We start from the raw sequence: 13,954 nt of genomic DNA on the forward strand, positions 1-13,954 counted from the left end.
CCATCGTTTCCGCGGCGTAGTCATGCTGGTGGTTCAGCAGCCGGATGGGACGATGACGCACATTCCGGAATGGATGTGTTCGCCGCCTGCAGCCGCCCTGGATATGGCACAACAGCCTCGCCTAAGCCTTGTCGCGTTACGGACCCTGCGTCTGGAGATCGATGCCGTCTTATCGTCGCTCATGGAAACGAGCGACGGAGAGCGACATGACCAGAGACAGACGTCCTGTTCAACACGACCTGTTCGGGGCCCCACCGGCGCCCGCGCGCCGAATGGCGCCGGAGGAGAGCCGGGAACTGATCATGCTTCTGGCGACGCTTCTATTGGAGGTGGTACGGCCGCCGGTTCCGCAAGAGGTTGGCGATGAATAAGATCACGCCTGATCATCTGTCCCGGCGCGCCTACATCTACGTTCGGCAGTCGACCCAGGACCAGATGCTACACAATCATGAGAGCCGTCGGCGGCAGTACGGCCTTACCAGCCGGGCCCGCCAATTGGGTTGGGAGGATGCAGAGGTCATCGATGACGATCTCGGTCGATCGGGCGGTGGCATTGCCCGCCCTGGGTTCGAGCGTCTACTTGTGGCCATCTGTGAGGGGCGTGTCGGCATCGTGCTGGCGGTCGAGGCCTCACGCCTCGCCCGCAACGGCCGGGACTGGCACACGCTGTTGGAGTTCTGCGGGCTGGTTGGCTGCCTGCTTGCCGACGAAGACGGCATCTACGATCCGCGCCATCCCAATGACCGCCTATTACTGGGCATGAAGGGCACGATGAGCGAGATGGAACTCTCCATCCTGCGCCAGCGTTCGCTGGAGGCGTTGCGCCAGAAGGCCCGGCGCGGTGAACTATTCCTAAACGTCGCTGTAGGTTACGTGAAGGTCCGGCACGATCGCATCGCCATGGATCCGGACCTCCGCGTGCGCGAGGCAATCGGCCTAGTATTCCGGAAGTTCGCCGAGTTTCAGAGCGTCCGTCAACTACACCTCTGGCTGCGGCAGGAGGACATCCGGCTGCCGGCGACGGAATACAGCGAGTTCGGCAGCCGAACGATCTGGAAGCTGCCGGTCTACAACACGGTGCGCAAAATGCTGGCTAACCCCGTCTATAGCGGGGCTTACACGTTCGGCCGGACTGGTAGCCGTGTGACGGTGGCGCAGGGCCGCAAGCATGTTGTCCGTGGGTTTAGACGGGACCAGGCGGATTGGGAGGTATTGATCCTGGATCATCACGAGGGTTACATCTCGTGGGCCGAATACGAGAGGAACCAGCGCCTGATCGCCGACAACGCCAATAGCAAGGGCCTGATGGCCCGCGGTTCTGTCCGCCGTGGGGACGCCCTGCTGCCAGGTTTGCTGCGCTGTGGCCACTGCGGCCGTCGGCTGCATGTCTCCTATAGCGGCACGGAGGGGTTCTGCGTCCGATACAACTGTCGTGGCGCCCATCTTAACCATGGGACCGAGCGCTGCATCTCATTCGGGGGGCTGCGGGTGGATGCGGCGGTGGCGGCGGAGGTCCTCCGGCACCTGGCACCCCTTGGGATCGAGGCAGCCCTGGAAGCAGTTGCGCGCTCTTGCACTGAGGTCAGCGACCGCTACCGGCATTTGGAACTGGCCCTTGCCCAGGCGCGCTACGAGGCTGACCTTGCGCGGCGTCAGTATGATGCCGTCGATCCCGGCAATCGTCTCGTCGCTGGGGAACTGGAGCGGCGCTGGAATGACCGTCTCGTCGATGTCGCTCGACTTGAAGATCAATTGACTGGCCAGCCAGGCGAGGATGCTGGTGCGCTCACCGAGCAAGAGAAAGCACATCTCATGGCTCTGGGCCGGGATCTGGACGCCGCTTGGAACCATCCAGCCGCGACTGCGGAAACCCGCAAGCGCATCTTGCGCACCGCCATCCATGAAATCATCGTCAAGCTTGAGAATGAACGCATCAATCTGGTCATTCACTGGGCGGGCGGTGATCACACCCGTTTAACCGTGCCGAAGAACCGGCCCGGTCATCATCGCTGGATCGGCGACCCTGAAACGGGCGACCTGATCCATCGTCTGGCGCGTCAGCAACCCGATGCCGCCATTGCGTCGATCTTGAACCGGATCGGCAAACGGACCGGCAGAGGGAATACATGGACAGAGGTTCGTGTCCGTGGATATCGCAACGATCATGGGATCGCAGTATTCAGGCCGGGGGAAATGGCCGAGCGCGGTGAGCTGACGCTGGAGGAGGCCGCCGACAGGTTGAATGTCAGCAAGATGACAGTCCTGCGCCTGATCAGCGCTGGGACCATCCAGGGCTATCAGGCCTGCAAAGGGGGGCCTTGGGCGATCCCAGCACATCAACTCTCCACACTGCCGTCCCCGTTCCGCCCCCAAAGCCGTCCGGTAACATCAGACCCCGATCAGTTTTCCTTGGAACTTCAATGACGTAGAAAGGTGGGCATCATGAGACCCGACCAGGTGGCCCCAGCATCAGCATGTTGTGACCGCCGCTGGCCGCCACCTCCAGCACGCGCTTGGCCGTTTCCTGTCCCTTCACATCGCGAAGATCCCGCACGCTGCCGGGCAGTTCCTGCTGCAGCTTCGGTTCGGGCCGGGTCAGGACCTGGGTGCCCTTGAAATGATTGATCAAAGCCAGCAGCGATGGCGGCGCCAGAATGTCCAGCCCATCGCCGGCCCAGGCCGCCTCCCCCCCGCTGGCCGCCGGACAGATCAGGCCCTTGGCCGATGCCAGGGCATTGATGGCGGCAGGAAGGACACCGGCGACCGGCGCGATGGACCCGTCCAGCCCCAGTTCACCCAGCGACTGATACCCCGCCATGGCGTCATCCGGCAGGATACCCATCATCACCAGCAGGGCCAGCGCGATGGGCAGATCGAAATGCGATCCTTCCTTCATGACATCTGCGGGTGCCAGATTGACCATCAGGCGCTGTGCCGGCAACGCAATGCCCAGGGCATGAAGCGCGCCGCGCACGCGTTCCCGGCTTTCCGCCACGGCCTTATCCGGCAATCCCACTACCAGAAACGTGATGGGGCCGCCCGTCATCTGCACCTGAACATCGATATCCAGCACATCAATGCCTTGAAAGGCCACCGTCGATACACGCGCTGCCACCCACACCCCCACCGCACACAAGTTCAGGTTAGTATAGATGATGAGACTTGCAGGCGGAAGCAGCCGGTTGCCGACTTTCGCGCCGATCCGGCCCGGTTGTTGCCGGCAAAGTCATATCGCTATATCTGTTGTGATATTACGATTAGTGCCAAGTAACTGGATATACAGGTCAAAACAGGCTTCCATCGGCGTGAAATGATCGAAATCTGGAAGACTTCCAAGCCCTTGCCCATCATCCTCTCCCACGATGTCAGGCTTGGCGAGAGCCTGATGATTTCATTCTTGATTGGGGTCAGCGATGATTAGCCTCGATATCAACGGCAAGGTCCGCGAAGTGGACGTGCCGGAGGACATGCCGCTTCTGTGGGTCCTTCGTGATGAATTGAATATGACGGGCACCAAATTCGGCTGCGGCGTTGCGCAGTGTGGCGCCTGTACCGTGCATGTGGATGGTCAGCCGACCCGTTCCTGCCAGCTGCCGGCCTCTGCCGCCGTGGGGGCCAAGATCACCACGATCGAGGGGCTGTCCGGCAAGGCCGCTGCCGCCGTGCAGAAGGCCTGGGCCGATCTGGACGTGGTGCAGTGCGGCTACTGCCAATCGGGTCAGGTCATGGCCGCCACGGCCCTGATCGCCGAGAACCAGAACCCCACCGATGCCGATATTGAGGCGGCGCTGGACGGCAATGTCTGCCGTTGCGCCACCTATGTGCGGATCAAGGCAGCCGTGAAGCAGGCTGCCAAACTGGCGAGGACCTGAGCCATGATGCTGCGTCAATTGCTGCGCCAGGCCGCGTCCAACGTGGCCGAACCCACCCCCAGCCGCCGCGCCTTTCTGAAGGGCACGGGTGGCGCCCTGGTCATCAGCGCGGTCGTCCCGCTGGGATCATTTGCGGCCGAGTCCGCTGCCCCCGGCATTGTCGGCCCCGCCGACCCGCGCCCGAACCTGTTCGTTCGCGTGGCCAAGGACAATACCGTCACCGTCCTGGTCAAGCATCTGGACAAGGGCCAGGGCATCATGACCGGCCTCACCACCATTGTGGCGGAGGAACTGGACGCCGACTGGTCGCAGATGCGTGGTGAGCATGCGCCCGCCGACAGCAAGCTGTATGGCAACCATTTCTTCGGTATCCAGGGTACGGGCGGTTCCACCGCCGTTGCCAACAGCTGGGATGAGCTGCGGATGGCCGGTGCTGCCGCCCGCATCATGCTGGTGAACGCCGCCGCCGCTGAATGGAAGGTGCCGGCTGACCAGATCACGGTCGTCAAGGGTGTCGTCAGCCACAAGGCATCGGGTAAGTCCGCCACCTTTGGTCAGCTGGCCGAAGCCGCCTCGAAGCAGCCGATCCCGGCCAAGGTGACCTTGAAGGAACCCGGCCAGTACAGCCTGATCGGGAATGAGACGCTGCACCGTCTGGACCATGTGTCGAAGACCAATGGCACTGCCATCTTCGCCATGGATATCCGGCGTCCCAATCAGGTGACGGCGGTTCTGGCGCGCAGCCCGCGTTTCGGGGGCACGGTCAAGTCGGTGGATGACAAGGCTGCCCGTGCGATTCCCGGCGTCATCGACGTGCTGACCCTGCCGGTCGGTGTGGCGGTGGTGGCGAAGAATACCTGGGCCGCCATCAAGGGCCGCGAAGCCCTGTCTATCCAGTGGGATGATGCCAAGGCCGAAAAGCGTGGCACTGACCAGATGCTGGCCGAATACCGCGCCCAGGCCAAGAAGCCGGGGACGAAGGCCGCCCGCAAGGGTGATACAGGTGCCGCCTTCAAGACCGCCGCCAAGGTGGTCGAGGCGGAATACAGCTTCCCCTATCTGGCTCACGCCCCGATGGAGCCGCTGAACGCCACGCTGGAGATCAAGGCGGATGGCGGGGCGGAGATTTGGGCCGGGTCGCAGTTCCAGGGCATTGAACAGCCGGTCGTGGCCGGCATCCTGGGCACCACGCCCGACAAGGTGAAGATCAACACGCTTTGGGCCGGCGGCAGCTTTGGCCGCCGCGCCACCACCACTGCCGACTATATCGCCGAGGTTGCCCTGATCGCCAAGGCCCTGGCGGCAAAGGGCAAGAAGGTGCCTGTGCATCTGGTCTGGACGCGTGAGGATGATATCCAGGGGGGCCGTTATCGCCCCATGGTCGTCCATCGCGTCAAGGGCGGGCTGGACAAGGCCGGCAAGCTGATTGCCTGGGAACAGGCCATCGTGACCCAGTCCTTCATTGCCGACACGCCCTTTGCGCAGGTGATGATCAAGGATGGCGTCGATGCGACAGCGGTCGAAGGTGCTTCGGACATGGCCTATGCCGTGCCGAACCTGTCCGTCGACTACCATCAGATGGCTTCGCCGGTTACCACCTTGTGGTGGCGGTCCGTGGGCCACACCCACACGGCCTATGCCAAGGAAGCTTTTATCGAGGAACTGGCGGCGGCGGCCGGCAAGGACGGGGTGGCCTTCCGCCTGGAACTGCTGGGTGATGCCCATCCGCGTCTGACGGGTGTGCTGAAACTGGCGGCGGAAAAGGCCGGCTGGTCCAAGCCCCTGGCCCCGGCGGCGGACGGGTCGAAGCGGGCGCGTGGTGTCGCCGTCCATGAAAGCTTCAGCAGCTTTGTCGCGCATGTGGCCGAGGTGACGGTGTCCAAGGATGGCAAGATCAAGGTTGATCGTGTCGTCGTGGCGGTGGATTGCGGCGTGCCCGTGAATCCCAACGTTATCAAGGCCCAGATCGAAGGCGGCACCGGCTTCGGCATCGGTCATGCCCTGCGCGACCAGATCACCCTGACGGACGGTCTGGTCGATCAGAGCAATTTCGACGGGTACGAGCCGATGCGCCTGTCGGACATGCCCGAGGTTGAGGTGCATATCGTGGCATCCACGGCCCGCCCCACGGGTGTGGGTGAGCCCGGCGTGCCCACGGCGGCCCCGGCGGTTGCCAACGCGGTCTTCCGCGCCACGGGTCAGAAGCTGCACGACCTGCCTTTCAGCAAGGCGGGCGTGGTCTAAAAGGAAAGGGCCCCACGCTACCGTGGGGCCCTTTTCATTTCGGCTTCCAGGCTTTGGCCAGGGCGACGAACCCGGCCACGTCGATCTCCTCCGCCCGCGCGGTCGGTGGAATGCCGACGGAGAGCAACAGCGGCTCCGGCTCCTTCATCAAGGATTTCAGGCTGGCGCGCAGCATCTTGCGCCGTTGCCCGAACGCCGCCGCCACCAGCGTCTCCATCGTGGCGAAGTCGGGATCATCGGCGGGCCGTTCGCGCGGGGTCAGGTGGACCACGGCGCTGTCCACCTTGGGCGGTGGGGTGAAGGCGCGGGCCGGCAAATCATAGAGATTGCGGCAATGCGCCACCCACTGCGCCATCACGGCCAGACGGCCATAGGCCGGGGTCCGCGTGCCCGCCACGATGCGGTCGGCCACTTCCTTCTGGAACATCAAGGTCAGGGACCGATATTCCCCGATCTGCTTCAACCAGCCGATCAGCAGCGGTGTGCCGACATTATAGGGCAGGTTGGAGACGACGGCGCGCGGGGCCGGGACCAGATCGACGGGGTCCACGGTCAGGGCATCCGCCTCAATCAACCGCATGCGCCCCGCCGACGCGGCCACGATGTCGGCCAGGGCGACGGCAAAGCGCGGGTCGCGTTCAACGGCAGTGATGCTGGCAGCGGGGCTTTCCACCAGCGCGCGGGTCAGGCCGCCGGGACCAGGGCCGACCTCCACGATGTTCACGCCCGTGAAATCGCCTGCCTCGCGCACAATGCGGCGGGTGACGTTGAGGTCCAGCAGGAAATGCTGCCCAAACGCCTTCTTGGCGGCCAGTTCATGGGTGGCGATGACATCGCGCAGGGGCGGCAGGTGGGACAGGTCGCGGCCATCACTCATATCAAGCACTCTTCTGCCGGCGGGCGGCGATGCGGGAGGCGGCATGCAAGGCCGCAATCAGGCTGCTGGCATTGGCTTGGCCCGTGCCCGCCAGCGACAGGGCCGTGCCATGATCGGGCGAAGTGCGGACAAAGGGCAGGCCCAGCGTGATATTCACGCCCGTGTCGAAATCCAGCGTCTTCAGCGGGATCAGACCCTGGTCGTGATACATGCAGACAACCGCGTCATACCGCGCACGGGCGCCGGCATGGAACAGGGTGTCGGCGGGGAAGGGACCGGCGGCATTGATGCCGTCAGCCTTCAAGGTGGCGACGGCGGGCGCGATCACCTCGATCTCCTCCCGCCCCATGGCCCCACCTTCGCCCGCATGCGGGTTCAAGGCGGCAACGGCCAGGCGGGGTGTTTCGATACCGAAATCACTTTTCAGGGCGGCATTTGTGACGCGGGCCACGTGCAGGATGGCATCCGACGTCAGATGTTTGGCCACATCCTTCACCGCGACATGAATGGTGGCCAGCACGACGCGCAAGCCACCGCCTTCCAGCAGCATGACGGTCCCGTCATCGGGCAGCCCCGCCAGATGCGCCAGATATTCGGTATGGCCCGGCCAGCGAAAGCCGCAGGCATAGAGCGCACTTTTCTGGATCGGGTTCGTAACAACCCCTGAAAGCCGTCCTTCTGTCGCCAGCCCGACGGCCCGGTCAATCGCTGCAATCACCGCCGATCCATTGGCCGGATCGGGATTGCCATAGGTGACGGGGGCGGGCAGGGGGACGGGCAGCACGGGAAGGGACGTGGCAAACAGATCGGCGACGCGATCCAGCCCCGCCTCATCGACGATGGCGACCGGCACATCCAGGCCCAGCGTTGATGCCAGCGCCGTGATGCGGTCGGGGTCATCCAGCAAGACGAAGGGCGGCACTGATGCCGCCCCGCGTTCCATCCAGGCCTTCAGGGCGATGTCGCCGCCGATGCCTGCCGGTTCCCCCATGGTCAGGCCCAGCGGCGCCGCCATGGCTTACATCCTGGTCTCGATGGTGGCGTTCCGGCGCAGGTCGCGCAGGTACCGGCGCTGTTGCAGATCCATGCGTTCCTGGAACAGGGCGCTGCGCACCTGATCGGGCGGCGGCAGGCTGCCTTCCGGCACCACGCGGTCGCAGACCATCAGCAGCATGGCACCACGGTCGGTCATCAGCGGGGTCGTCGCCTGACCCACGCCCAGCGCGCTCACCATCTGCCCGATCTGTTCGGGGATGTCGCCCAGGCGGGTCAGCGGCTGGGTGAAGACCTGCGATCCCGGCACGGCCTGCGTGGCCTGTTCCAGGGCTTCACAGCCGCGCGCCTGCTCGCTCACCTGCTTGGCGGCGTCGAAGGCTGCGTCCTGCTGGGCCTGCGCCTCACCGGCGATGGGCACCACGAACTGACGGATGGCAATCTGGATATTCTTGGGGTCACCCGCAGCCACGATACGCTGATCACGCAGCCACAGAATGTGGTAGCCGGCCGAACCACGGATCGGGCGGGAGAACTGGCCCTTCTGCATCTGCTGCAACGACCGGTCCAGATTGTCTTCCAGCTGACCCTGCTGAATCCAACCCAGGTCGCCACCGCTGGCCGCACCGGCCGATTGCGAGAACTGGCGTGCAACGGCGCTGAAATTCGCACCCCGGCCGATTTGCTCCACCAGACGCTCGCCCAGGCGCAGGACCTCGGCTTCACTGGTGCTGCTGTCGACGGCCAGGAAAATCTCTGCGACCTGATATTCCGGCTTACCGGCATTGGCGCGGATACGCTCGATATAGGCGTTCACTTCGCTGTCGGGCACGGTCACCTGCTGGCGCACCACGCGCTGCACGACCTTGCTCCAGGCGATCTGGGCCAGCATCTGCTGACGCATGGTGTTCCAGGGCACACCGGCCTGAGCCAGGGCGGCCTTCAACTGCTCCAGATCCATGCGGTTGCGCTGTGCGGCGGCTTCCAGATCCTCGCTCAGCTCATCCTCGGTGACCGTCAGGTTGCGCTCGCGCGCTTCCTGGATCTGCAAGGCCTCGTCCGTCAGCAGACGGATGACCTGCGGCAGCAGGCGCTGGCGTGTCTCGGCATTGTCGGGAAGGCCGGAGGATACGATGGCCAGCTGCAACCGGCCTTCCACGTCGGCGACCGTGATCGGTTCCTCGTTCACGATGGCGGCGATACGGCCCAACTGGCCCTGGGCCCCGTTGGCGCCCTGCGCCATCACGGCCACGGGCGCGGACAGCAGGACGATGGACAGGGCGGTCGCCCCCAGCAGGGCGTTGCGCGCAAGGCTTTTCATGGTCGGTCGGATCACAGGCTGCATCATGGGGCGTTCTTATAGAGGCTTGCAGGGCTAAACGCAAAGCGTACCGCTGTTCATCCGTCTTCGGTGTGAAGAAGGGCGGCGGCGGACAGCATCACCGTCACCCCGGCGGGTGCCCAGGCGGCCATGATCACGGGCACCGCACCCGACAGGCCCAGGGCCATGATCACATCCTTGACGATGAACAGCAGCAGGGCGGTGACGATCCCGGCCCCCACCATGGTCAGGGTGCCGCCACCGCGCATCTGCCGAAGGGAGAAGGCCGCCGCCAGCAGCACCATGGCCGCATAGAAGAAGGGCTGCGCCAGCAAAACATGCCAATGCAGACGGTGCCTTACCGGTGACAGGCCCGTCAGTTCCAGTGTGCGGATGAAGTCTGGCAATTGCCAGAAGGACAGCGTGTCGGGGCTGGCAAAGCTGTTCTGGATGCGCTGTTCGGTAAGGTCTGTGGGCAGGCGATAGCGTGCCAGGAAACGCGCCGGCTCCCCCGGTTCATTGTACCAAACCTCGCTCAGGTCCCAGTATCCGGGCACCAGTTCGGCGGATGCTGCATCCAGACGGGCCGACAGTTTTTGCCCCGGCGTGGACAGCAGCACCATGACGCGCCGCATCTCCAGCGTGCCGGGCACCACCGACTCCGCATGAATGCGATAGGCCCCTTCCGGCGTCAGCTGTGTCAGCCACAGGCCGGACCGCCCGACATCCAGGGAAGAGGTCTGGCCGCGCAGATACCGGTTTTCCAGCTTTTCATACCGGGTCAGCATGGCGGCGAAGATCGGGTTCAGGATGGTGACAAGCAGCACGCCGATGATCATGGCCCACGCAAGCACGGGGGCCGTGAATTGCCACACACTGATCCCACTGGCCCGCGCCACCACCAGCTCATGCGTGCGGGTCAGGCGCCAGAATGTGTACATGGCGCCAAACAGCACGACGAAGGGCAGCACCTCCTGCCCGATCTCCGGCAGTTTCAGCAGGCCCATGGTCACGACGATATCAAAGGTCGCTTCCGGCCTGTTGGCGGCACGGCGCAGCAACTCGACCGTGTCCAGCAGATAGACCAGGGCCAGCAGCGAACCAAGCCCCGCCGCAAACCACAGCAGGAACTGACGCCCGATATAAAGGGAAAGGGTGGCAAACAGACGCATCAGCCCACCCCATTGCCAGGGGCGGCGGGCAGGGAACGGCCCATGCCGTCGCGCCGCAGATACCAAAGACAGAGCGGTACAGGCGCCAGCACGAACACGTACAGCAGGCCCGCCAGTACCGGCACCTTGCCAATCAGGCTGACAATGCCCAGCACGGCGGCCTGCAGCACCAGGGCGCCAACAGCGGCAATGGTGATGCGCCTTCCACGGCCCCGGCGGGAAAACTCACCCGGTAGCAGGGCCGCCAGCGCGATGGTGGCAAAGGACAGGACCAGGAACGGACTGGCCAGCCGGTTATGGAGTTCCGCCCGCAACCGGCCGGCAAAGCGGCGGTCGATCGGGTCATTCTCGTCGGGTAACCAGAGCTGTTCCAGGGTCCGCTCACGCGGTTCCACCCAGCGGGGTGCCAATTCACGGCGCAGCGACTGCAAATCCACGGCATAGCGTTCGAATTCCAGCCATTCGGCCTTGCCCGTGGCCTCCGTGAACTTGCTCTGCGTTCCGTCATGGACCAGGACGCGGGGCGTACCATCGGCATCGGTGATGGTGCCGCGCGCCGCCACGATGGTGGTGGTCACCCCCTGCTGCCGTCCATCATGGATCAGGATATCTTCCAGCGATCCATCGGGCAGTCGGTCGCGGACATAGATGGTCAGCTTGTCTGACAGTTCGTTGAATGTCCCCTCCCGCAGCAGCATGGCCGACACGTCGCTGCGCACCGATTGCCGCAGTGCCACCAGACTGCGCTGTGCCGCCGGCCCCAGCCAGACAGACAGCATGAAGCAGAGCAGTGTGCCGATCAGGGCCAGAATCAGGACAGGCCGGGCCAGCGCCATGGGGCCAAGGCCGGCGGCGCGCATCACCACCAGTTCGCTGTCCTGCGTCAGGCGGTTATAGGTGAACAGCACTGCCGTCAGAACGCCGAAGGGCAGAACGATCGACAGGAAGGTGGGGAAGGACAGCAGCGCCAGATGCGCAAACGCGCCAAAACCGGCGCCCCCTTCCACCACCAGTTCGACAAGGCGCAGCGACTGCGTCAGCCAGATGGCCGCCGACAGGGCACCCGTCACCACAATCGTGGACAGGAACAGGTTGCGCAGAAGGTAACGGTTGATCTGAGACATGTTTTCCCAAAGGGTCGGGCACCGTACCGGCCCTGCATCCACCATACAACGTATCGCCCGATTGCGACCTGTTCGTGGCGGACCGACAGATTTTGGCCCAAGGTGACCTTGACATGGGTACGTGGCTGTTCTTTATCGACTCCTTGCCATGCACACAACCGCCGGCGCCACAATTCGCCGGTTCAACAACAAGAGAGCACCGGAATGAAAATCGCCTTCGCTTCGCCCGGTACGCCGAAATCCGGCATCCTGGCCGTCACTGTCGCCGCCGACCGCGCGCTGGGCGCGCTGGGGCGTGATCTGGACCAGAAGACCGGCGGTCTGCTGACCCGCGCCATGGAACAGGGCCGTTTCAAGGGCAAGGCGGAAGAGGTGCTGAACCTCGTCGCGCCCACCGGCCTGGACGTTTCCCGCCTGCTGCTGGTCGGCATTGGCGCACCCGGTGAGTTTGACGGCAATGGCGCCAACAATGCCGGTGCCGCCGCCTGGGCCGCCGCACAGAGCACGGGCGAGGCTGATCTGGCCGTGGCGTTGGATGCCCATGACGGGCTGACTGGCGATGCCGGTGAACTGGCCGCCGAGGTCGCGTTCGGCGCCGTCCTGCGTTCCTACCGGTTCGACAAGTACCGCACGACGCTGTCCGACGATAAGAAGCCGTCGATCAAGAAGGTGACGGTGCAGACCGACGCCGCCAAGGCCGCCAAGAAGGTCTGGGAGAAGCTGGAAAAGGTCGCCGACGGCATCTTCGTGACGCGCGATGTCGTGTCGGAGCCGCCGAATGTCATCTATCCGGAGACGCTGGCCGACCGCTGCGTTGAGCTGTCCAAGCTGGGCCTTGAGGTTGAGGTCCTGGACGAGAAGAAGATGAAGAAGCTGAACATGGGCGCGCTGCTGGGCGTGGGCCAGGGTTCGGTGCGTCCGCCGCGTCTGGTCATCATGAAGTGGAATGGCGGTGCCAAGGATGAGGCGCCGGTGGCCTTCGTCGGCAAGGGCATCACCTTCGACACGGGCGGCATCTCCATCAAGCCCGCCGCCAACATGGACGAGATGAAGTGGGACATGGGCGGTTCCGGCACCGTCATCGGCCTGATGGCCGTGCTGGCCGGTCGCAAGGCGAAGGTGAACGCCATCGGCGTCGTCGCCTTGGCCGAGAATATGCCCGACGGCAATGCGCAGCGTCCGGGTGACATCGTCACCACCATGTCGGGCCAGACGATCGAGGTGCTGAACACCGATGCCGAAGGCCGTCTGGTGCTGGCCGATGCGCTCTGGTACTGCCAGGACCAGTTCAAGCCCAAGTTCATGGTCGATCTGGCCACCCTGACTGGCGCCATCATCGTCAGCCTGGGCAATGAACATGCCGGCCTGTTCTCCAACAGCGACGATCTGGCCGCCAAGCTGACCGAGGCGGGTCTGAAGACGGGTGAGAAGCTTTGGCGTCTGCCGCTGTCGCCCGCCTATGATAAGGATATCGACAGCGACGTGGCCGATGTGAAGAATATTGGCCGCCCCATGAATGCCGGTTCCATCATCGGGGCGCAGTTCCTGCAGCGCTTCGTGAACAAGGTGCCGTGGGCGCATCTGGACATCGCCGGCACCGCCTGGGCCAAGGCCGACAAGGGCGTGGTGCCGAAGGGTGCCACGGCTTTCGGCGTGCGCCTGCTGGATAAGCTGGTCGCCACGCATTACGAAGGCTGATATCTGATAGATGGTCAGGGGCCGGCGGAATGGCCGGCCCCTTTTCCACGGTGATTTTCCGACGGAGAAGGTTTCATGCGTCGTTCGGCTCTTGCTCTCTCCCTTGCCCTGCTGGTTTCTCCGCTGGCCATGTTGCCGGCCACCCTGGCAACGGCCCAGGAGCCCGTCATTAAGCCGAACAGCCAGATGCAGGACGTCCTTCCCGGCGGTCATGATGGCTGGAAGAAAAGCGAGGTCCGCACGGCGGGCGGCGCCTTGCCGATGTATTCGGCAGCGACCGCAGAGGCCTCCTACCGCAAGGGCAAGGTTGAGGTCGTGGTGGGGGCGGCCCGTAGCCCGACCCTGTACAAGGCCGTCATGGGCTCCATCAAGATTCCCAGCACCCTGCCGCCGAATGGCACGGTCGAGGTGCTGCATGGCAAGCGCGCCATCGTCATTACCTATCCAGAAGCGCAGGTGCCGCTTCACCAGATCCAGATTCCCGCCGGCGCGGACGGCATTGTCATGCTGACCACCCGCACCGGAACCCTGGATGATCTGCGTTCCATGGTTCAGGAAGTGGATTTCGATCCGTTCCCGCCGCGCTGACGGGCTTTTGCAGAACATATTTATCGTATAATACTACTCCCCAAAATCAGGTTTGGGGAGGTAGG

General features: G+C 64.1%; 10 protein-coding genes and 1 pseudogene. 5 read left to right on the forward strand and 6 right to left on the reverse strand.

From position 1 onward, the window contains the following. Nucleotides 1–363 precede the first annotated feature (363 nt). Nucleotides 364–2,424, forward strand: coding sequence for a recombinase family protein (locus tag ACT6Q8_RS05050; protein WP_444734505.1), 2,061 nt, complete (start codon nt 364–366; stop codon nt 2,422–2,424). Between the two features lie 28 nt (nt 2,425–2,452). Here the strand turns inward: ACT6Q8_RS05050 and ACT6Q8_RS05055 are convergent. After that, nucleotides 2,453–3,115 (reverse strand): annotated as a pseudogene (locus ACT6Q8_RS05055) (magnesium chelatase domain-containing protein); the annotation flags it as partial. A 298-nt stretch (nt 3,116–3,413) separates the two neighbouring features. Between ACT6Q8_RS05055 and ACT6Q8_RS05060 the strand changes: the two are divergent. Then, nucleotides 3,414–3,872, forward strand: coding sequence for a (2Fe-2S)-binding protein (locus ACT6Q8_RS05060; protein ID WP_054167485.1), 459 nt, complete (start codon nt 3,414–3,416; stop codon nt 3,870–3,872). Between the two features lie 3 nt (nt 3,873–3,875). Then, nucleotides 3,876–6,116 (forward strand): molybdopterin cofactor-binding domain-containing protein, encoded by a 2,241-nt coding sequence (locus ACT6Q8_RS05065; RefSeq protein ID WP_444734504.1) that lies wholly within the window; start codon nt 3,876–3,878, stop codon nt 6,114–6,116. Between the two features lie 34 nt (nt 6,117–6,150). On the opposite strand, the gene rsmA is transcribed toward ACT6Q8_RS05065, so the two are convergent. From rsmA to lptF, 5 genes are read right to left on the reverse strand one after another with little or no spacing between them, the layout of a single operon-like run. Continuing rightward, nucleotides 6,151–6,993, reverse strand: coding sequence for a 16S rRNA (adenine(1518)-N(6)/adenine(1519)-N(6))-dimethyltransferase RsmA (rsmA, locus tag ACT6Q8_RS05070; protein WP_054167486.1), 843 nt, complete (start codon nt 6,991–6,993; stop codon nt 6,151–6,153). 1 nt (nt 6,994) lies between these two features. Continuing rightward, a complete protein-coding gene (pdxA, locus tag ACT6Q8_RS05075) occupies nt 6,995–8,008 on the reverse strand; it encodes a 4-hydroxythreonine-4-phosphate dehydrogenase PdxA (protein WP_444734503.1) in 1,014 nt (337 codons plus the stop codon). 3 nt (nt 8,009–8,011) lie between these two features. After that, entirely contained in the window at nt 8,012–9,334 is a 1,323-nt protein-coding gene (locus ACT6Q8_RS05080; protein WP_444734502.1) for a peptidylprolyl isomerase, read from the reverse strand. Between the two features lie 50 nt (nt 9,335–9,384). Next, nucleotides 9,385–10,479: an LPS export ABC transporter permease LptG gene (lptG, locus tag ACT6Q8_RS05085; protein WP_444734501.1), complete on the reverse strand. Its 1,095-nt coding sequence runs from the start codon at nt 10,477–10,479 to the stop codon at nt 9,385–9,387. Continuing rightward, complete coding sequence (gene lptF / locus ACT6Q8_RS05090; protein WP_444734500.1) at nt 10,479–11,603, reverse strand: LPS export ABC transporter permease LptF; 1,125 nt, start codon at nt 11,601–11,603, stop codon at nt 10,479–10,481. Before lptF ends, lptG begins: the two co-directional genes overlap by 1 nt. A 204-nt stretch (nt 11,604–11,807) precedes the next feature. Between lptF and ACT6Q8_RS05095 the strand changes: the two genes are divergently transcribed. Then, nucleotides 11,808–13,301 carry a leucyl aminopeptidase gene (locus tag ACT6Q8_RS05095; protein ID WP_444734499.1) on the forward strand — a complete coding sequence of 498 codons (1,494 nt, stop codon included), beginning with the start codon at nt 11,808–11,810 and terminating at the stop codon, nt 13,299–13,301. Between the two features lie 75 nt (nt 13,302–13,376). Next, a complete protein-coding gene (locus ACT6Q8_RS05100; RefSeq protein WP_444734498.1) occupies nt 13,377–13,889 on the forward strand; it encodes a hypothetical protein in 513 nt (170 codons plus the stop codon). Nucleotides 13,890–13,954 lie beyond the last annotated feature (65 nt).

This window comes from Niveispirillum sp., from assembly GCF_052437035.1.
GTDB lineage: Bacteria > Pseudomonadota > Alphaproteobacteria > Azospirillales > Azospirillaceae > Niveispirillum.

What these genes read in the sequence shown, in the direction of transcription:
- ACT6Q8_RS05050 (WP_444734505.1), top strand. Translation starts at nt 364, where the DNA reads ATGAATAAGATCACGCCTGATCATCTGTCCCGGCGCGCCTACATCTAC.
- ACT6Q8_RS05060 (WP_054167485.1), top strand. Translation starts at nt 3,414, where the DNA reads ATGATTAGCCTCGATATCAACGGCAAGGTCCGCGAAGTGGACGTGCCG.
- ACT6Q8_RS05065 (WP_444734504.1), top strand. Translation starts at nt 3,876, where the DNA reads ATGATGCTGCGTCAATTGCTGCGCCAGGCCGCGTCCAACGTGGCCGAA.
- rsmA (WP_054167486.1), bottom strand. Translation starts at nt 6,993, where the DNA reads ATGAGTGATGGCCGCGACCTGTCCCACCTGCCGCCCCTGCGCGATGTC.
- pdxA (WP_444734503.1), bottom strand. Translation starts at nt 8,008, where the DNA reads ATGGCGGCGCCGCTGGGCCTGACCATGGGGGAACCGGCAGGCATCGGC.
- ACT6Q8_RS05080 (WP_444734502.1), bottom strand. Translation starts at nt 9,334, where the DNA reads ATGATGCAGCCTGTGATCCGACCGACCATGAAAAGCCTTGCGCGCAAC.
- lptG (WP_444734501.1), bottom strand. Translation starts at nt 10,479, where the DNA reads ATGCGTCTGTTTGCCACCCTTTCCCTTTATATCGGGCGTCAGTTCCTG.
- lptF (WP_444734500.1), bottom strand. Translation starts at nt 11,603, where the DNA reads ATGTCTCAGATCAACCGTTACCTTCTGCGCAACCTGTTCCTGTCCACG.
- ACT6Q8_RS05095 (WP_444734499.1), top strand. Translation starts at nt 11,808, where the DNA reads ATGAAAATCGCCTTCGCTTCGCCCGGTACGCCGAAATCCGGCATCCTG.
- ACT6Q8_RS05100 (WP_444734498.1), top strand. Translation starts at nt 13,377, where the DNA reads ATGCGTCGTTCGGCTCTTGCTCTCTCCCTTGCCCTGCTGGTTTCTCCG.